The organism is Nostoc sp., assembly GCF_036917375.1.
Taxonomy (GTDB): Bacteria; Cyanobacteriota; Cyanobacteriia; order Cyanobacteriales; family Nostocaceae; genus Nostoc.
On record NZ_JBALDN010000041.1, the window covers coordinates 1 to 18,682 of the forward strand.

An 18,682-nucleotide genomic window follows, 5' to 3' on the forward strand; every position below is an offset into this window, starting at 1 on the left:
ACCACTGTTTTGAGTTTAACCATTGAATTTTACCCACTTGACAAGACTCTAATTTTCTTAACTTGACACCAATGGCAAGATGCCCACCCCACAAATAAGGAAATTGATGAAAATATTCCCCCTGCTGTTCCATTTGAAAAATTTGTGGGACGTGAGGTGGAACTAGAAGAACTGCACCAGAAATTACAAACATCTCGGCAAGTTGCAATTGTAGCTGTGGCGGGTATGGGTGGAGTCGGCAAAACTGAACTGGCTACCCAATACGCCAAACAGCACTTGCAGAATTATCAAGGTGGAGTTTGCTGGTTATCTGCACAGGGAATAGATGTCGGAATTCAAATTCTCAGATTTGCTGAATTAAAATTTAAACTCATTGCACCGGATGACTGGGAATTAACAGATAGGCTGAGATACTGCTGGCAGAATTGGGAAAAAGGTGAAGTGCTGTTGGTGTTTGATGATGTCACCGACTACAAAAAACAGGTTCAGCCTTATCTACCACCAGAATCACCCCGGTTTAAAGTATTGCTGACAACCCGCCTGGGGTTTGATAGAACTTTGCCGCAATTACCTTTGGGTGTTCTCAAACCATTGGCGGCGATGAAATTATTAAAATCGCTAGTTGACAGAGAACGGCTGAAAAGCGAACCTTGGGTTGCCAGAAAAATTTGTCAATTCTTGGGATACTTGCCTTTGGCGTTAGAGTTGGAGGGGCGATATCTGGATACAATGCCAGATTTGTCTTTGGAAACACTGCTGAAGCGGCTAGAGAAAAAGCGACTGGAACACGAAGCAATAGCTAAGGCTAACCCATTGATGCGTTATGAGTATGGTGTGGCTGAAGCTATTGAATTGAGTTGGGAACAGTTGGATGAAAATGCACAAAGCTTGGGTTGTTGGCTGAGTTTGTATGCTTTGGCTGACATTCCTTTTTCTGTTGAGGCGATAAAAGATGACGATGAACAAGAACTCAAGGAGAAAGCTATAGCTGAGTTGCGGAAACTGCATTTAATACAATGGCAAAGTAAAGGAATTTATCGTTTACATCCACTGATTCGGCAATTTTTTCAAATGAAGTTGGATGAGTCAAGTGAGGCGGATGAAGTAAAAACCGCTTTTGCAGCACAGATGATACAGAAGGCAAGGCTAGTTCCTGAACAAGCTACCCATGATTTGATTAAGGAAGTTGCTTCTTTTATCCCCCATTTGGCAGAAGTAGCTAATAATCTAACTGCCTATATCAGGGATGGGGATTTAATCTTTATTTTCAGAGGCTTAGGCTGGTTTTATCAAGGTCAAGGGTTGTATGAACAGGCAGAACCTTGGTTAAAAGAGTGTGTAACACTTACTGACAATCGCCTTAGTTCAAAACATTACCATGTCAGCGTAAGCCTAAATAATTTGGCAAATCTCTATAAAGATCAAGGACGCTACAACGAAGCTGAAGCAGAGTATCAACAAGCGTTGGAATTATGGAAATACTTGTTAGTAAACAGTGATATCGATTTTGCCATTATTTTGGATAATTTAGCAACACTGTACTATTTTCAAGGAAAATATAGCGACGCTGAACGCCTTTATTTTCAAGCTTTAGAAATTTTCATTACTGTTTTAGGAGATGAAAGTCTGGATGTCGCTCGTACCCTGAACAACCTAGCAGCTATTTATGAAATTCAAGAACACTATAGTGAAGCGGGAACACTATATAGGCAAGTTTTAGAAATAAGACAACACGTACAGGGAGAGAACCACCCGGACTTTGCTCAAAGCTTGAATAATTTGGCAGCATTCTACGAAGGTCAAGGATACTACTTTGAAGCTGAAAGGCTGTACAGACGAGCTTTAAAATTGAGAAAATCTTTACAAGGAGAAAACCATCCTGACGTTGCTCAAATTTTAAACAATTTAGGTAATTTGTACAATTCTCAAAAACGCTACGGTGAAGCTGAACCCTTATTAAAAAAAGCTTTAGAAATGAGAAAACGTTTACACGGGGAAAATCATCCTGACGTTGCTCAAAGTCTGAACAACCTGGCAATGGTTTACAGTTATACTAAACGCTACGATGAAGCTAAACCTCTATTACAGAAAGCTTTAGAATTAAGAAAACGTCTACTCAGAGAGAACCATCCTGATATTGCTACAACCTTGAACAACTTAGCAGGATTATATAGTTGTACAGAACTCTACAACGAAGCTAAATCCCTCTACCTGCAAGCCCTAGCAATTCTCAACCTTACTTTAGGTGTAGGTCATTCTCGTACAATGATGATTCGAGAAAATTATGAGATTCTTTTAAAAAAAGCATATCCCTAACGATCGCACCCTTTCAAAAAATCACACCAAATTGATGCTACACAACAGTTGTAGTTCAAATTTTAGCAGCGATCGCCTTCTACACACTAAATAGTACAGTCAAGAATAGTGCGTAGGCGTAGCCCATCGTAGACATTGTATAGGCATTTTGAGTTCAAAAGTGCAACTTCGAGGTTCAAAGGCTCCAGTGCGATCGCTTACGAACTGCAACACCACTTAATATTGTCATCAGAAATTTATTTTTATCTAACTGAAGAGTCAAAAATCAACAATTGGTATTTTAATTACCTTGCTAACTGAATAATCTAGAATCATATTAGCGCTCGTCTCGCTCTATATCGGATAGCGCAATCTTATTCTCTTTCTAAAAAGAGAAATATATCTTTATCAATGGTTTAAATTACGATTATGAACCTTAAAGACATATCCTCAAAATTTCCCCGTCGTCAAGTTCTCAAAACTGCTCTCACTTTTGTGACTGGCTTAACCACGACATCACTATTATCTTTTGTGATTACCAAATCCACCAAGCCAGCACAAGCAATTGTTGTGCAACGACCAAATGAATTTGAACTTGAAGGTAAAGATACTAAAATCAAGTATTCAATTATCAATGGAGTTCCACAGCTTGATTACAAAACTCAAAAAATTTCTGAGCATTTTAGTGGCGATCAAATTCAGACATTAGCTACTGATATCGGGACGCTATTGACGATAATTATTAGCAGACCAATAAACCCTGATTTGGGAGGAAATATAGTTAAACTGAGCTTACTCATACCAATTATCAACCTAGCGATCGGAACACGAGAAACTCCTGTCCAAACCGAAGCCATTTTAACTACTCAAAGAACATCAGGATTTATTCGTACTCCCCTATTTGGACAATTACAGTCATATCAAACTATAGTACTCACTGGAACTGCTAGATACCGCTAGATACGGTCTAATTTCTGAAATTAATTCTTTTGGAAAACCAATTATCAATTATCCCTTAACTCGCAATCTGATTCAGTTAATAATATTTGTAGGTTGAGTTAAATGTTCGCGTCGCTTCAAGTAGGAAACAGTATTTTCAGCATTTTGTAAAAATCCAAAAGAATTTATTCCAGAAATGCGAATTGCCGCAGCAGTTAAATGAATTGAGTTTGGCACTAAAAAATTCCGACTGTCCTGCTATTGTTGACGATAGAGCAGCACGGCGTTGCGGTCAAGCTTTAGGTATTAATACTATCGGAACCGGAGGCTTGCTGATATTAGCAAAAAGACGTGGAATAATCCCAAGAATATCTCCTGGATTCAAGCTTTGCGTGACGCTGGTTTGTGGTTATCAGATAGTTTGGTTAATTTACTGAAAACTTCAAGCAAGGGAATAGCGATCGCCACCAATTTTAACTTAAAATAGCTTTTGTTCCCTCTTCTCTCTTCCTCCGTGCCCGGTTATTGAGCGAAGTCGAAATACTGCACCTCTATGGTTAGATTCTCATACTAAGTGACAAAGAGCATAGACGTAGCCCGCTCTTAGACATCGCATAACCATTTTGATTACAAAACTCGAAATTTGAACTTCAGAGGCTCAAGTGACGATATCTAAAGGCAAGCCACTGCTTTGAAATATTTCTATCCAAATGGTATTTTTACCCCAAAGAGAGAATACTTACTAATAAAGACAAAGCTACAATAAAAATAAACTTTACAAGCTGTTTATGCAATGGGCTAATTTTCTAGCCAAAGAAGCTGCTACGAATGGCTTATCTCTAGAGCAAACGGCAGCTTTTACAAAATATTTTCAGACAGAAAACTTAGGTAAAACTAAAGTTAAACTTGCCAGCGAATTAAACGTTGATATTGCCGCTTTCACAAAGTGGGTGGGTGAGGTATATGACAAGTTTGCCCAGAATTCTCCTGAGTTAGCGACTTTCAACAATCGAGACAAACTAGAAAAGTTACAAGCTTATCTGAGCCTAAAATATAATAGCGAATTAGATGCCCTCAAACCATTGGCGGCGATGAAACTATTAAAATCGCTAGTGGTTCGAGAACGACTGCAACAAGAAGCTTGGGTTGCCAGAAGAATTTGTAAATTTTTGGGATATTTACCTTTAGCGTTAGAGTTAGTGGGACGATATTTGGATAAAATGCCAGATTTGTCTCTGGAAACACTGCTGAAGCGGCTAGAGAAAAAACGAGTGGAACATGAACCAGTAGTCAATGCTAACTCATTGATGTCTGATGAATACGGTATATTTGAAGCTTTTGAATTGAGTTGGGAACAGTTGGATGAAAATGCCCAAAGCTTTGGCTGTTTGCTAAGTTTGTGTGCTTTAGCTGACATTCCCTTATCTGTTGAGACAATAGAAGATGACAAAAAACAAGAACTTAACGAGAAAGCCATAGCCGATTTATTGGAATTGCATTTGCTACAACAGAAAAGTCAAGGAATTTATCTTCTAAATCCACAAATTAGACAACTTTTACAAGCTAAGTTGGATAAGTCAAGTGAGGCGGATGAAGCAAAAACTAAATTTGCAGCCATGATGTTAGAGGTAGCAAAGCTAATTCCGCAACAGCTTAACTCTGAAGATATTCTCAACCTCACTCCACATATCCCGCACATTACAGAAGTTGCAACCCACCTATCCGAATATCTAGGCGATGAAAATCTAATCACTCTGTTTACCAAATTAGCCTGGTTTTATCAAAGTCAAGGACTTTATCAGCAAGCAGAACCTTGGTTGCAACGGTGTGTAGAACTAACTCAAAATCGTCTTGGTTCAGAACATATCCATGTCGCCACTAGTCTTAACAATTTAGCAGCACTCTACGAAACTACAGGACGCTACAGGGAAGCCGAACCCTTGCTGGAGAAAGCTTTAGCACTGAGAAAACGCCTGCTAGGAGAAGAACATAACGATGTCGCCACTAGCCTGAGCTATTTAGCATTAATCTACGAATATACAGGACGCTATAGCGAAGCCGAACCTTTGTATCAGCAAGCTTTAGAACTGTGGAAACGCCTAGTAGGAGAAGAACATCCCCATGTTGCCACGAGTCTGAACAATTTAGGAGCATTGTACTGTTATACAAAACGCTACAGCGAAGCCGAACCCTTGCTCAAGCAAGCATTAAAACTGAGAAAACGCCTGCTAGGAGATAACCATCCCGATGTTGCCACCAGCCTGAACAATTTAGCACAACTTTACGAATCTACAGGAAGTTACAAGCAAGCCGAACCTTTGTATGAGCAAGCCTTAGAACTGAGTAAACGCCTGCTGGGAAATAACCATCCCGATGTCGCCATCAGCCTGAATAATTTAGCAGCACTCTACCGTCATACAAGACGCTACAGGAAAGCCAAGCCCTTATTTGAGAAAGCTTTGAAAATTTGCGAACGGACTTTAGGTATAAGTCATCCGACAACTATGACGGTTCGGGCAAATTATGCCAGCTTTTTAAGAGAAGCATATCAGTAGCGATCGCTCTCTGTATCCTCGAACGGTTTTAAATCATATCCCTCTTCTTCAGCGAAGAAGAGGGATATGATTTTACTTACATCCTAAAGATTTGCGAGTTTCCACACCAGTTTTAGAATTCACACCACTTGCGTTAACACAAAGCTTTTTCACTTGTATTCCATCTAAAATTGCATTCGTAAAATCAGTACCGGTGACATCCACAGCATCAAAAGTAGAACGCAGCATCATCGCATCAGTCAACACAGCATCACTTAAATCAGCATCCTTAAACCTTGTTAGATAGGCTATGCCTTCACTAAAATCAGCACCATGTAAATTTACTCCCTCCAATACGCTACCGTTAAATACGCCACCACGTAAGTCAGCATTGCTAAAATTAGCATTCTCTAATTTGAGATTGGTAAACTCAGTACCAATTAAACTTTGACCAGAGTAATCCTTGCCCTTGAGTTCATCATTTCCCACAGAACGGGTAATACTGGAAGAACTTGCAGCTTGTGCTGATAGGGGAAACAAAAAAAGAACCATAGCTAAGACAAAGCTAGCTAACAGTTGCCAATATTTCATAATCTCTTCTTAATAAATCTCAACATTTCCACCATTAACTATTAAACCTTACAGAAGGGGACAAGGGAGTGAAGAAGGGATAGGGAATAGGTTACAAAGTAGAGATTATTCCCTATCACCTGTCCCCCGTCACCTCTTCCCTAATCTCTCGTAGGATGATAGATGTTGAGGTGCGATCGCAATAATTACCTGTGGCTAATCAAGAAGACAACGCCCAATCTCTGGCGCGAACCCCTTTATATCAACTGGGTGTAGAACTCAAAGCACGCCTTACCAGCTTTGGCGGCTGGGAAATGCCCGTGCAATTTAGTGGAATTAGCCGCGAACATGAGGCTGTAAGAAATACAGCCGGAATGTTCGATATTTCCCACATGGGCAAATTTACCCTCCAAGGTAAAAACCTCATTTCCCAACTCCAGCCACTAGTACCTTCCGACTTGAGTCGTTTGCAAGCTGGTCAAGCACAATACACCGTATTGTTAAATCCCCAAGCGGGAATTATTGACGACATCATTGTTTATTATCAAGGTGAAGACACCAGTGGTACACAAAAGGCATTCATCATAGTTAATGCGGCAACCTCCAATAAAGATAAAGCATGGCTATTGCAACACCTTGACCTAGATAGATTGCAATTCCAAGACCTTTCACCAGATAAAGTCTTAATTGCCGTCCAAGGGCCAAAAGCGATTAAATATCTCCAGCCATTAGTGCAAGAAGACTTACAACCAATCAAAGCCTTTGGACATTTAGAAGCAACTCTACTAGGTAAACCTGCCTTTTTGGCCCGCACAGGTTACACCGGAGAAGATGGCTTTGAGGTGATGCTAGACCCAGATGTGGGAGTAGAATTGTGGCGAAGTCTCCATAAAAGTGGTGTTATCCCCTGTGGACTCGGTGCGAGAGACACTCTGCGCCTAGAAGCAGCAATGGCACTTTATGGACAAGATATAGATGACACCACCACACCTTTAGAAGCAGGTTTAGGGTGGCTAGTTCACTTAGATACTAAAGGCGATTTTATTGGTCGGGAAGTTTTAGCAGAGCAAAAATCCAAGGGAGTGCAGCGCCGATTAGTTGGTTTGCAAACCCAAGGACGCAACATTGCCCGTCATGGCTATCAAGTGTTATCCACAGGTAAAGTTGTGGGAGAAGTAACTAGTGGCACCTTGTCACCTACACTTGGTTATCCTGTTGCATTAGGCTACGTTCCCACCCAGTTAGCAACTATTGGTCAGCAGCTAGAAGTCGAAATTCGCGGCAAAGCTTATCCAGCAGTTGTAGTTAAACGTCCCTTTTATCGGTCAAAAAATCGTGTTGCCAACTAATAAGCGCTGAGGTTTTTGAGGAATAATGTGTTGTGAGTTATTCAATCTACAGTCAGGTTCATTACCAAATATGGCTTGGATGACTATTGGGGCAATAATTTTTTTAATAAGGGAGAGGAAGTGATATGTCTTTTGAATATCCTCAAGATTTCAGATATCTGGATTCTCATGAATATGTGCGAATAGATGGTGAAATCGCCACCATTGGCATTACTGAGTTTGCCGTACATGAATTGGGTGATATCGTCTTTTTGGAACTGCCAGAAATTGGCGACGCTCTTACCAGGGGAGAAAACTTTGGCACAATTGAATCAGTGAAAGCCGTTGAGGAACTGAATTCACCAGTGACAGGCACCGTTATAGAACGGAATGAAGCCTTAATTAGTTCTCCCGAAGAAGTGTCAGAAGACCCCTACGGAGAAGGGTGGTTTTTGAAAGTGCGCGTCAATGACCCTGGCGAAGTTGAGGATGCCTTGACAGCGGATGAGTATCGCGCCCAAGTAGAAGGGGAGTAGGAGTGCTGAGTGCTGAGTGCTGAGTGCTGAGTGCTGAGTGCTGAGTGGAAGAGTAAGGGAGTAGGTGAGTGGAGAAGGTAATTAACAATTACTCTTATTCACCTATCCAATATCTTCCGAATCCCCAGTCCCCACCCCCCAGTTTAAGAGTATTTATTGCAAAATATGAAATAGTATTATCTGGAGAGTAATTTGTGGTATTAAACGCCCCTATTCTCAAGTCTAATGAGCAGCAAGTGCTGGATGAAAAAAGTCAAAAGTTAAGTAGTTTTGTGCCAAGACACATTGGCCCTAACTCCGATGACATCCAGCAAATGCTTAAGGTTTTGGGGTTTCCCAGCCTGGATGCCTTAATTGACCAAACAGTTCCACAGGCAATTCGGCTGAAGCAAACGCTAAAGTTACCAGCAGCAGAAAGTGAGTATGCAGCACTGGCATCGTTAAAAAAAGTTGCTGCCAAAAATCAGGTTTTCCGTTCATACATTGGTATGGGCTATTACGACACTATTACCCCACCTGTGATTGGGCGTAATATCTTAGAAAACCCAGGTTGGTATACTGCCTACACTCCCTATCAGCCAGAAATTGCCCAAGGGCGACTAGAAGCGCTGCTGAATTTTCAAACCCTGATTATCGACCTCACAGGTTTAGAAATTGCCAATGCTTCATTACTTGATGAAGCCACAGCCGCCGCTGAAGCGATGAGCCTAAGCTATGGTGTCTCCAAAAATCAGGCAGATGCCTATTTTGTCTCTCGTGACTGCCATCCCCAAACTATTGACGTGTTGCAAACACGCGCTAAACCATTAGGGATTAAGATTATTGTTGGCGATCATCAAACATTTGATTTTGATCGACCAATTTTTGGGGTTGTTCTGCAATACCCTGCAAGTGATGGCACTATTTACGACTACCGCGCTTTTATCGAAAAAGCCCATGCTAAGGGTGCATTGGTAACGGTAGCAGCAGACCCTTTAAGTTTAACTTTGCTGACCCCTCCTGGGGAATTTGGCGCTGATATTGCTGTCGGAAGCACTCAGCGGTTCGGTATTCCTTTGGGGTTTGGTGGCCCCCATGCAGCATACTTTGCTACGAAGGAAGAGTATAAACGGCTGGTTCCAGGGCGAATTGTGGGAGTCTCAAAAGATGCCCAAGGAAAGCCTGCATTACGTCTCGCCTTGCAAACCCGCGAACAGCACATCCGCCGCGAAAAAGCTACTAGTAATATCTGTACTGCACAAGTGCTGCTGGCGGTAATGGCAAGTATGTACGCCGTCTATCATGGGCCAGATGGACTTAAGACAATAGCTCAGAGGATACATTCCCTGACTTTGATTTTGGCAGAGTGGTTGCAGCGATTAGGTTACAGCATCAGTTCTAAACCTTTCTTTGATACGCTACAGGTGGAGTTAGGAACTAAACCTCTGCAAGAAATTCTACAAGCTGCTGAAGCTCGTCAAATTAATCTACGTATTTTTGATACATCTACTGTTGGTATTTCACTGGACGAGACTACCACATTGGATGATGTGCGAGATATATGCCAGATTTTTGCGGAGACAGATGAGCTACGGTTTGTTTTGAATGTCCAAGAAATGGAATGGATAATTCACCAATCAGGTTTAAGCGGTGAACCATTTAGCCGTCAAAGCACCTATCTCACTCACCCAGTTTTTAACCGCTATCACTCAGAAACGGAGTTGTTGCGTTATCTGCACAAGCTGGAAAGCAAGGACTTGTCCCTAACGACATCGATGATTCCTTTGGGTTCTTGCACAATGAAGTTGAATGCAACTGCTGAGATGATTCCGGTAAGTTGGGAAGAATTTGGCAAGATTCATCCATTTGCCCCGGCGTCGCAAACGCAAGGTTATCAAATCCTATTCCAGCAACTTGAAGCATGGTTAGCTGAAATTACTGGTTTTGTGGGAATTTCTCTGCAACCAAATGCTGGTTCTCAGGGCGAATATGCTGGACTTTTAGTAATTCGTCAATATCACGAAAATCGGGGTGAAGCACATCGCAATGTTTGTTTGATTCCCACCTCGGCACATGGGACAAACCCTGCAAGTGCGGTGATGTGCGGGATGAAGGTGGTGGCTGTTGCCTGTGACTCACAAGGTAATATTGACGTTGCTGACCTGAAGGCGAAGGCAGAAAAACACAGCAATGAATTAGCCGCCTTAATGGTGACATATCCTTCAACTCATGGTGTATTTGAGGAGCCAATTCAGGAAATCTGCGCTGTTGTCCACAGTCACGGCGGACAAGTTTACATGGATGGGGCAAATATGAATGCCCAAGTAGGAATTTGCCGTCCTGGGGATATTGGTGCGGATGTCTGTCACTTGAATCTGCACAAAACCTTCTGTATTCCTCATGGTGGCGGTGGCCCTGGTATGGGGCCCATTGGCGTTGCTTCTCATCTTGTGCCTTTTCTCCCCGGACATCCTGTTGTTACTATCAACGACTCAACTCAGCACTCACATATTGGTGCGGTTGCTGCTGCGCCTTGGGGTAGTGCGAGTATCTTGGTCATTTCTTGGATGTACATCGCCATGATGGGTGCAGATGGTTTAACCCATGCGACTAAGGTGGCGATTCTCAACGCTAATTACATTGCCAAGAAACTGGAATCGTACTATCCGGTTTTGTATCAGGGGAAAAATGGTCTAGTTGCCCATGAATGTATTTTAGATTTGCGATCGCTCAAAAAATCTGCTGCGATCGAAATCGATGATGTTGCCAAGCGTCTCATAGATTACGGTTTCCATGCGCCGACTGTCTCCTGGCCTGTAGGGGGTACAATCATGGTGGAACCTACAGAAAGTGAATCTAAACAAGAGTTGGATCGTTTCTGTGATGCGTTGATTTCTATTCGTCAAGAAATTGCCGAAATAGAAGTTGGCAAGGTGGATATCCAAGATAATGTTTTGAAGAATGCACCCCACACTGCCGAAAGTTTAATTATCGGAGAATGGCAGCATCCCTATTCTCGCGAACAAGCTGCCTATCCTGCGCCTTGGACTCGTGAATATAAATTCTGGCCAGCTGTCGGTCGCATTGATGCAGCCTTTGGCGATCGCAATTTTGTTTGTTCTTGTCTGCCAATGGATTCTTATTAAACTGAAGTAGGGGCGCAAGACCTTGCGCTCCTACTGCGTGGTCTATCTATCTGAAAATAGCTGTAAGCTTGTTGTATTTCTGGACGACCATCTTCAACCACAAATGAAGCCCGCTTACTAAGCTACTATTTCTTTTGTTTTTTGTCTGACGATGCCACTTAATGACTAACTCACGTTGATTTAATTAACTTACGTTGTCTAACAAAATCGCAGTTGACGAAGGCGATCGCTGTTGGTCAATTTGTAGTGGAATATTTTCCCGCACGAGTTGCCAAAAATGTTTAATGGGAGGAATTTGCAGACGATCTTGAGTTGTCACCATAACTACCCGTCGAGTCAAACTGGAACCATCTGCTAAACCATTAGTATTATTACTGGCTAAAGAACGAATTGCCAGGGTAGGGTCAAGACGTGCTTCCAGTAATGCTGATTGAGGTAGCAAAGCTATCAATTTCCCTTGGCGCACAACTCCTCGGAAGGCATCTAGAGTATTTACCTCTAAAACCGACTGGAGTGTAGCTTCCATCCGCTCAAATTTATCTTGTATTAAGCGTTGCATCCCATAACCATCTTTAAAAACCACTTGGGGATAACGAATTAGCTCCGACCAAGGGATACATTCATATTGTGCGAGGGGATGATTGGCTGCGGTTAAAACTTCTATAGGTTCATCATAAAGTACTTCTACCACCATTTCTCTACTGGTAGTTAAAAAGCGATTATTCATCACAATTGCTAAATCCACCAATCCATCTTTGAGGACTTTCAGGGCGCGATCGCTTCCCAATGAAGTCACCCGCAATTGCACATCTGGATAATCATAACAAAATTTTTGCAACACTGGTGGTAAGTAAGATCCACATAGAGAGTGAATCACGGCAATGCAAAGTTCTGGTTGCTTTCCGGCGATTAAATCGGCTAATTCTTCTGTAGCAGTCTGCCACTCTTGACAAATTTTGCGAACGCGGGGTAACAAACGTTCGCCTCCTAGTGTCAGTTTGGCATGAGTGCTTCTGTGAAACAGTTCTATCCCCAAATCTGCTTCTAATGCTTGGATTTGGCGACTAATCGTTGATTGGGTAACACCAGATGTTCGCGCTGCTTGTTGAAAGCTGCCGGTTTGGGCGATCGCTAGAAAGGCTTGCAACTGCTCGAGGCGCATTTTTATGTAGCCTGAATTACATTGATCAGTTTTATAAAGTTAACGGATTTTTATCCACAATTTAGTAGAGTTTGTTACAGCTTTTTTTCTCTGATTGACATTTAATACCAATTTGAAAAATGATTGCGACAGATGGAAAACTGAAACACTTATCCAATGGATGTTTCACAATCCAAAATCTAAAATCGTTCGACTGAGCGTAGCCGAAGTCTAAAATCCAAAATGGTATAAGTAAATCAGATTTGACCGCCTTGGTCGTCAATGATGCGCTTTGCACCGATTTTTTCGGTAAATTTCGCCCAAAAAATAATTGACTATTTTCCGCTGAAATATATGAATTTTTAGATAATATTTTTAACGGTATCGTTTTGAGCCACTCTCTTGTGATTACAGAAGCTGATAGTTGAACTGTAGCGAACTATAGACTTCTTGCAGAAGTGGGGGAAGGGGTAAAGGGCAAAGGGGAAAAGAATGGAATTTCCCCTTACCCTTTAACCTTTCCCCGACATCTTGCAAAAGTTACTTTTGCAAGATGTCTTACAACTTACGGGTACAGATGCGATCGCATAGATTTGCAAAAGACATAGAGGGCACAGACTACGGCTGTGCCCTCCTAGAGTGTGATGAATACTATCTGGAGCGAGAACCTGTTACTTCATCGGGATCTCTATAAGCCCGAACTTTTTCGCGATTACGCAGTCCAGCTAAACCAGCTAGACCAAGTAAACCTAGCCAACCAAAATTGAAACCGCGATCGGTATTTCTTTCGGAAGTTGTGACGCCTGCATTCCTGTTAGTGCCTGTGGAATCAGTACCTGTTGTACCACTGCCTGTAGTTCCAGTGCCTGTGGAATCAGTACCCGTTGTACCACTGCCTGTAGTTCCAGTGCCTGTGGAATCAGTACCCGTTGTGCCACTGCCTGTAGTTCCAGTGCCTGTGGAATCAGTACCCGTTGTGCCACTGCCTGTAGTTCCAGTGCCTGTGGAATCAGTACCTGTTGTGCCACTGCCTGTGGTTCCAGTACCTGTTGTGCCACTACCTGTAGTTCCAGTACCTGTTGTGCCACTACCTGTAGTTCCAGTGCCTGTGGTTCCAGTACCTGTTGTGCCACTACCTGCACCTAAGCCACTACCTGCACCTGAGCCAGTGCCTGTTGTGCCACTTCCTGCACCTAAGCCACTGCCTGCACCTGAGCCAGTGCCTGTTGTGCCACTTCCTGTGGTTCCAGCACCTGCACCTGTACCTGTGCCACCACTGGAGCCGGAGCCTCCACTGCCGGAACCTCCACTTTGGGCGGAAACTAAAGGAGGTAAGGATACAGAAGCGAAACTGATGGCAAATACAGTAGCTAAAACAGCTTTAGATAAATTGAAAGGCTTCATGCTTATGGTTCCTTGTTATGTTCTAGATTTGTGTGCTTGATTGATTTACAAAAGCAATATTTCTCTTCAATCCACTGCTAAATTAGGTAAATTATCAAAAGGCAGATTGCAGAGTATTTTACTTAGCTTCTTCTAGAAAAGTTGAAAGGATTTGAAAATACCACAACAACTCACTATTTTTCACGTTAAGCAAAATAACTCATAATCAGTAATTACTACTTTAGGATTAAGAACTTACGAACAAAATCGCTTGCTCAAAATAGAAAATAAATATGATATTATTACACTTATTTCTACTTCCCTATTTTATTTAATTACTTATTGTGAATTATTTTGTTAATCTTAGATAGCATAAGTGTTAGTTTTTCGCTGGACTTCTACCATAAGAGTAAAACCACTTATATCCCAGGAATTAATTTGGCATTCAAGTTAGGTTAGTCTATAAGTGTGATAAAACTCAACATTATAGAATAGAGTTTGTAATTAGATAAACAGACTGACCTAAGAAGTACAAGCGATCGCTAAGTTAAACAGGTTTTTCACCTGAATAAATATAATTACTTTCTTGACATTAGCTTTTAGTTAGTTGGATATAAATGAACTAAAAACTTTATACAGCCAGATGCTGCTAGCAGCTGAGACTCTATTAAGAATACTTCACAATCTTATTTCACCTGAGAACTTATAACTTCATACTCCAGATGTGTCTTACTTTAGACTTAAGGAATACTTTTATTGTCAGTTGAGTAGGATGGCATAAATAATTAAAGGTTTGTAACAAGGATTTTAATCCTTTCTTATCTACGAGAGGCTGCGCTCCTAAGCGTAGCTATGCCGCAGGCTTTACAAGACGCGACGCGATTAAAAGTTGACACTGAAATTTACCATTCGGCTAAAGCGATCGCTATTGCTTGTTTTAAATCTGGTGTGATTGTGTCATTATTCGCTAACTGCTGCAATTGTTGATGTGTGGCTTCTCTATCCAGATTTTTCAGTGCTGCGATCGCATGTAGTCTCACTGATGCATTAGAATCGCCTAACAGCGAAATTAATGGTTCAATTGCCTGCATTTCACCTAACTGTCCTAAAGACAAAGCGATCGCACTTTTGATGCTAGCAACCTCTGTGGCTGGATGTGGCGCTCGCAGCATTTGCAGTAATATTTCTACCGCTGGTGTAGTTAACTCCGGTTTTTGCACTCGTCCCAAAACTGTGACAATTTCTTGCCATACTGTCTCAGAAGTACTTTGATTAAGTACTTGTTGCAAATATTCCAAACTCGATAGCGTTCCCACCCAGCTTAAAGCGCGGATGGTTTCTAATTGCAGGGTTATCGGTGTCTGGGGTGAAATGAGCAACTCAAACAAGTGTTTGGCAGCGTCATCACTACCCATTCGAGAAAGGGTAACTGCGGCTGCACAACAAACATCAAGGTTAAAGTCGTAAAGTTTAGGTTGCAGTCTCGTTACTAAATCTAATGCTTGCTGTAAGTCGGGGCGAAAACCTAAACCAAGCACTGCTGCACGCCTCACTGTGGCGGCTGGATCGTCCAAAGCTTTTAACAATACTGGTGGTACGCGTTCGTCATGAAAACTGCTGAGGGCTTCAATTGCGGCGGCGCGGATTGCTGCTTGTGGATCTTGCACTACACTTAATAGCGGTGTGATAATTTCTGGTTGCCGAATACAACAAAGCGATCGCACTGCTAAAAGCCGTGTATTTTCATCTAATAGAAGTTCAGTTAGTGAAGCAATAGCAACAGTACCCATTTGTCCCAGTGCTGTAGCTGCGATCGCTTTCAGTTCTTCATCCTCATCATTTTTCAACAATTCAACTATTGATGCGATCGCTTCTGGGTGTTTAAATTCGCCCAAAGTTCTTGCTGCATACCAGCGCAATTCTTCTTCTGCCTCTTCATCTTCTAATATCTCAATCAGAGGTGGAATAGCAATATTTCCCAAGTGAGTCAACACTTTGGTAATTTCCCAGCGTTGCTGAAAATCCCCCATCTCTAAGATTGAAAGTGTTAATTTCAGGAGATATTCTCGATTTTTAACTATCTCTGGATGTTCTGAATCTGCCCCTAAAATTAACTGTTGCAAATATTGAATTAGTGATGACCAATCAGCCGCATAATATGCTGCCTCAGCTTGTACCAAAAGCTGTTTGATGTTACTCACAATATCTTGCTTGAATGATCAATTTTCTACCTTTTGCCTTCACTAAGTGGGCTTAACTACAACCGAATTGCCCTCAATCTTAGCGGCGTAAGTTTTCAGGGGGGCGGTTGCTGGGCCTTTTTGCACTTTACCATCGGCTCCATATTCCGAACCATGACAGGGACAAGCGAATTTTTTGGCATCAGCTTTCCATGCTACGGTGCAACCGGCATGAGTACAGGTAGGGTTAACAGCAGTTAGAGTTCCGGCTTTAGATGTGCCGACTACCAGCACAGGCCCAGCAGGCGAGTTTTTTGCCAGCAATTGACCTGTTTTATCTAATTCTGCCGATGTACCTACTGTTTGCCAATCTTTAGATGCTGGAGTTGTTTGAGTAGAACAAGCTGCGATCGCTACAGGTAAAGAACTCGCAATCAAACCCAAACCTACCCAATTAATAAAGTCACGACGTTTCATAGCTGCTGAAATAATATCTGAGTTTTAGCTAACATCTGCCATTCAATTTTGGATTTTAGATTTGAGATTAATCTATGGCGATCCAAAATTACTTCAGTCTTCTCAAATACCGGTGATTAAGGGTGCTGCATCGCTTATGGGTGACTTTAATGCAAGTAATGCATAGAATTCATGCGTTTTTAGAAAACTTTCCCGAAAATCGTAACAATTTATACGATTTTAACAAAAAAGTCATCTTAAGTTATGAGTATCGAAATTGTTACATGAACATTATCTAAACCTGCTTGACAAATTCCCAAGATGTAAATGGCCACAAGTTTCCCTTAACTAATGACGGATTTGAAGTTTCGCGTTGGAATGTTCTTGAGTAAAAATAATCAGCCGTAATTAAATATTAAATTTTTATTCCCTAATCCTCCTAGATACAGCACCTGATGTAACTACGGGTTGATTGGTATTGGGCAATTACAATCACAGTTCCTCATCGTATCAGTAATTTGCAACAAGAGTCAGACTCATGACAGACACAGCAACTACCACTAGCCTCAATAAGTTCGAGAAATTAAAAGCAGAAAAAGATGGACTCGCCATCAAGAGTGAGATAGAGAAATTTGCCGCCTTGGGTTGGGAGGCAATGAACGAAACAGATCGCGATCATAGACTCAAATGGGTAGGGGTGTTTTTTCGCCCAGTTACCCCAGGCAAGTTTATGATGCGGTTGCGGATGCCTAACGGTATTCTTACCAGCAGCCAGATGCGTGTTTTGGCGCAAGTGGTGCAGCGTTACGGAGATGATGGTTGCGCTGATATTACTACGAGACAGAATATCCAATTACGGGGGATCAGAATTGAAGATTTACCAGATATCTTTAATAGATTTCACGCAGTTGGTTTAACCAGCGTTCAGTCAGGGATGGATAACGTTCGCAATATCACAGGCGATCCCGTGGCGGGGTTAGATGCAGATGAGTTGTACGACACGCGAGAGTTGGTACAGCAAATTCAAGATATGCTCACCAATAAAGGCGAAGGAAACCCAGAATTTAGCAACTTACCACGGAAGTTTAATATTGCGATCGCAGGTGGACGAGACAATTCGGTTCACGCTGAAATTAACGATTTAGCTTTTGTACCAGCATTTAAGGAAGCAGAGGAGCATACTTCGACTACGCTCAGTAACCGGGGGAGCAGGGGAGCAGGGGAGCAAAATTTACTCTCTGCCGATTCCCATGACAAAATTTTCGGGTTTAACGTTTTAGTTGGTGGCTTTTTCTCTGCTAAACGTTGTGAGGCGGCGATTCCTCTGAATGCTTGGGTGGCTCCAGAAGATGTAGTAGCTTTATGTAGAGCGGTTTTGGAAGTATTTCGGGATCATGGCCCGCGTGCTAATCGGCAAAAATCGCGCTTGATGTGGCTAATTGATGAATGGGGTTTAGATAAGTTTCGAGCAGAAGTAGAAAACCGTTTGGGTAAATCATTAATATCCGCAGCACCTAAAGACGAGATCGACTGGGAAAAACGCGACCACATCGGGGTATATAAACAAAAACAACCAGGATTAAATTACGCAGGTTTGAATATTCCTGTTGGTCGATTGTATGCTGAAGATATGTTTGAAATTGCTCGTCTAGCCGAAGTTTACGGCACTGGCGAAATCCGTTTCACAGTTGAGCAAAACATTGTGATCCCCAATATTGCTGACTCTCGTTTAGCAACATTTTTAACAGAGAATTTACTGAAAAGATTTTCTATTGACCCAGGTTTGCTGACGCGATCGCTAGTATCTTGCACAGGCGCACAATTTTGCAACTTTGCCCTGATCGAAACCAAAAACCGCGCCCTGGCAATGATTAAAGTCTTAGAAGAAGAGTTAACTTTCACCGAACCAGTGCGAATTCACTGGACAGGTTGCCCCAACTCCTGCGGACAACCCCAAGTTGCAGACATCGGCTTGATGGGAACTAAAACTCGCAAAAATGGCAAAACCTTGGAAGGTGTTGACATCTATATGGGCGGCAAAGTTGGCAAAGATGCCCATTTGGGAACTTGTGTTATCAAAGGTATCCCATGCGAAGACTTGCAGCCAGTATTGCAAGACTTACTGATCAAAAACTTCGGGGCGAAACTCAAGCAAGAAGCCTTACTAGTTGGTAACTGCTAGTACTTATCGAGGG

At 42.1% G+C, this 18,682-nt stretch carries 14 protein-coding genes; 8 read left to right on the plus strand and 6 right to left on the minus strand.

The genetic code is table 11. The annotated features are described in order from the left end of the window. The first annotated feature begins 144 nt into the window (after positions 1 to 144). Positions 145 to 2,316: a tetratricopeptide repeat protein gene (locus V7K45_RS09870; RefSeq protein ID WP_335002821.1), complete on the plus strand. Its 2,172-nt coding sequence runs from the start codon at positions 145 to 147 to the stop codon at positions 2,314 to 2,316. 408 nt (positions 2,317 to 2,724) lie between these two features. Continuing rightward, positions 2,725 to 3,255, plus strand: coding sequence for a hypothetical protein (locus V7K45_RS09875; protein ID WP_335002823.1), 531 nt, complete (start codon positions 2,725 to 2,727; stop codon positions 3,253 to 3,255). 72 nt (positions 3,256 to 3,327) lie between these two features. Here the strand turns inward: V7K45_RS09875 and V7K45_RS09880 are convergent, their stop codons facing one another. After that, the gene (locus V7K45_RS09880; protein ID WP_335002825.1) at positions 3,328 to 3,471 is read right to left on the minus strand and encodes a hypothetical protein; all 144 of its coding nucleotides are present in this window, start codon (positions 3,469 to 3,471) and stop codon (positions 3,328 to 3,330) included. Here V7K45_RS09880 and V7K45_RS09885 point away from each other — a divergent pair. Together V7K45_RS09885 and V7K45_RS09890 are read left to right on the plus strand one after the other, a co-directional pair. Continuing rightward, positions 3,465 to 3,671, plus strand: coding sequence for a hypothetical protein (locus tag V7K45_RS09885; RefSeq protein ID WP_335002827.1), 207 nt, complete (start codon positions 3,465 to 3,467; stop codon positions 3,669 to 3,671). The two genes, V7K45_RS09880 and V7K45_RS09885, sit on opposite strands and share 7 nt — an antisense overlap. A gap of 351 nt (positions 3,672 to 4,022) precedes the next feature. Beyond that, complete coding sequence (locus V7K45_RS09890) at positions 4,023 to 5,789, plus strand: tetratricopeptide repeat protein (protein WP_335002829.1); 1,767 nt, start codon at positions 4,023 to 4,025, stop codon at positions 5,787 to 5,789. 72 nt (positions 5,790 to 5,861) lie between these two features. On the opposite strand, the gene V7K45_RS09895 is transcribed toward V7K45_RS09890, so the two are convergent. Next, entirely contained in the window at positions 5,862 to 6,359 is a 498-nt protein-coding gene (locus V7K45_RS09895; protein ID WP_335002830.1) for a pentapeptide repeat-containing protein, read from the minus strand. A gap of 191 nt (positions 6,360 to 6,550) precedes the next feature. On the opposite strand from V7K45_RS09895, the gene gcvT reads away from it, so the two are divergent. The 3 genes from gcvT to gcvP all read left to right on the plus strand — a co-directional run bounded on the left by gcvT (position 6,551) and on the right by gcvP (position 11,327). Continuing rightward, entirely contained in the window at positions 6,551 to 7,687 is a 1,137-nt protein-coding gene (gcvT, locus tag V7K45_RS09900) for a glycine cleavage system aminomethyltransferase GcvT (protein WP_335002832.1), read from the plus strand. Between the two features lie 125 nt (positions 7,688 to 7,812). After that, positions 7,813 to 8,202 carry a glycine cleavage system protein GcvH gene (gene gcvH / locus V7K45_RS09905; protein WP_289797706.1) on the plus strand — a complete coding sequence of 130 codons (390 nt, stop codon included), beginning with the start codon at positions 7,813 to 7,815 and terminating at the stop codon, positions 8,200 to 8,202. 194 nt (positions 8,203 to 8,396) lie between these two features. Continuing rightward, positions 8,397 to 11,327 (plus strand): aminomethyl-transferring glycine dehydrogenase, encoded by a 2,931-nt coding sequence (gene gcvP / locus V7K45_RS09910; RefSeq protein WP_335002834.1) that lies wholly within the window; start codon positions 8,397 to 8,399, stop codon positions 11,325 to 11,327. Positions 11,328 to 11,511: 184 nt separating this feature from the next. Here gcvP and V7K45_RS09915 read toward each other — a convergent pair whose 3' ends face one another. From V7K45_RS09915 to V7K45_RS09930, 4 genes are all read right to left on the minus strand, one after another. Beyond that, positions 11,512 to 12,489, minus strand: coding sequence for a LysR family transcriptional regulator (locus tag V7K45_RS09915; RefSeq protein ID WP_335002836.1), 978 nt, complete (start codon positions 12,487 to 12,489; stop codon positions 11,512 to 11,514). Between the two features lie 630 nt (positions 12,490 to 13,119). Then, on the minus strand, positions 13,120 to 13,872 hold the full coding sequence (locus V7K45_RS09920) for a WGxxGxxG-CTERM domain-containing protein (RefSeq protein ID WP_335002838.1): 753 nt from the start codon (positions 13,870 to 13,872) through the stop codon (positions 13,120 to 13,122). A gap of 881 nt (positions 13,873 to 14,753) precedes the next feature. Continuing rightward, complete coding sequence (locus V7K45_RS09925; RefSeq protein ID WP_335003032.1) at positions 14,754 to 16,055, minus strand: HEAT repeat domain-containing protein; 1,302 nt, start codon at positions 16,053 to 16,055, stop codon at positions 14,754 to 14,756. 39 nt (positions 16,056 to 16,094) lie between these two features. Next, entirely contained in the window at positions 16,095 to 16,508 is a 414-nt protein-coding gene (locus tag V7K45_RS09930; RefSeq protein ID WP_335002840.1) for a QcrA and Rieske domain-containing protein, read from the minus strand. Between the two features lie 517 nt (positions 16,509 to 17,025). Here V7K45_RS09930 and V7K45_RS09935 point away from each other — a divergent pair. Beyond that, on the plus strand, positions 17,026 to 18,669 hold the full coding sequence (locus V7K45_RS09935; RefSeq protein ID WP_335002842.1) for a ferredoxin--nitrite reductase: 1,644 nt from the start codon (positions 17,026 to 17,028) through the stop codon (positions 18,667 to 18,669). The last annotated feature ends 13 nt before the right edge of the window (positions 18,670 to 18,682 follow it).

Coding starts and splice junctions, on each gene's coding strand:
- V7K45_RS09875 (WP_335002823.1), top strand. CDS start 2,725: ATGAACCTTAAAGACATATCCTCAAAATTTCCCCGTCGTCAAGTTCTC.
- V7K45_RS09890 (WP_335002829.1), top strand. CDS start 4,023: ATGCAATGGGCTAATTTTCTAGCCAAAGAAGCTGCTACGAATGGCTTA.
- V7K45_RS09895 (WP_335002830.1), bottom strand. CDS start 6,359: ATGAAATATTGGCAACTGTTAGCTAGCTTTGTCTTAGCTATGGTTCTT.
- gcvH (WP_289797706.1), top strand. CDS start 7,813: ATGTCTTTTGAATATCCTCAAGATTTCAGATATCTGGATTCTCATGAA.
- V7K45_RS09915 (WP_335002836.1), bottom strand. CDS start 12,489: ATGCGCCTCGAGCAGTTGCAAGCCTTTCTAGCGATCGCCCAAACCGGC.
- V7K45_RS09920 (WP_335002838.1), bottom strand. CDS start 13,872: ATGAAGCCTTTCAATTTATCTAAAGCTGTTTTAGCTACTGTATTTGCC.
- V7K45_RS09930 (WP_335002840.1), bottom strand. CDS start 16,508: ATGAAACGTCGTGACTTTATTAATTGGGTAGGTTTGGGTTTGATTGCG.
- V7K45_RS09935 (WP_335002842.1), top strand. CDS start 17,026: ATGACAGACACAGCAACTACCACTAGCCTCAATAAGTTCGAGAAATTA.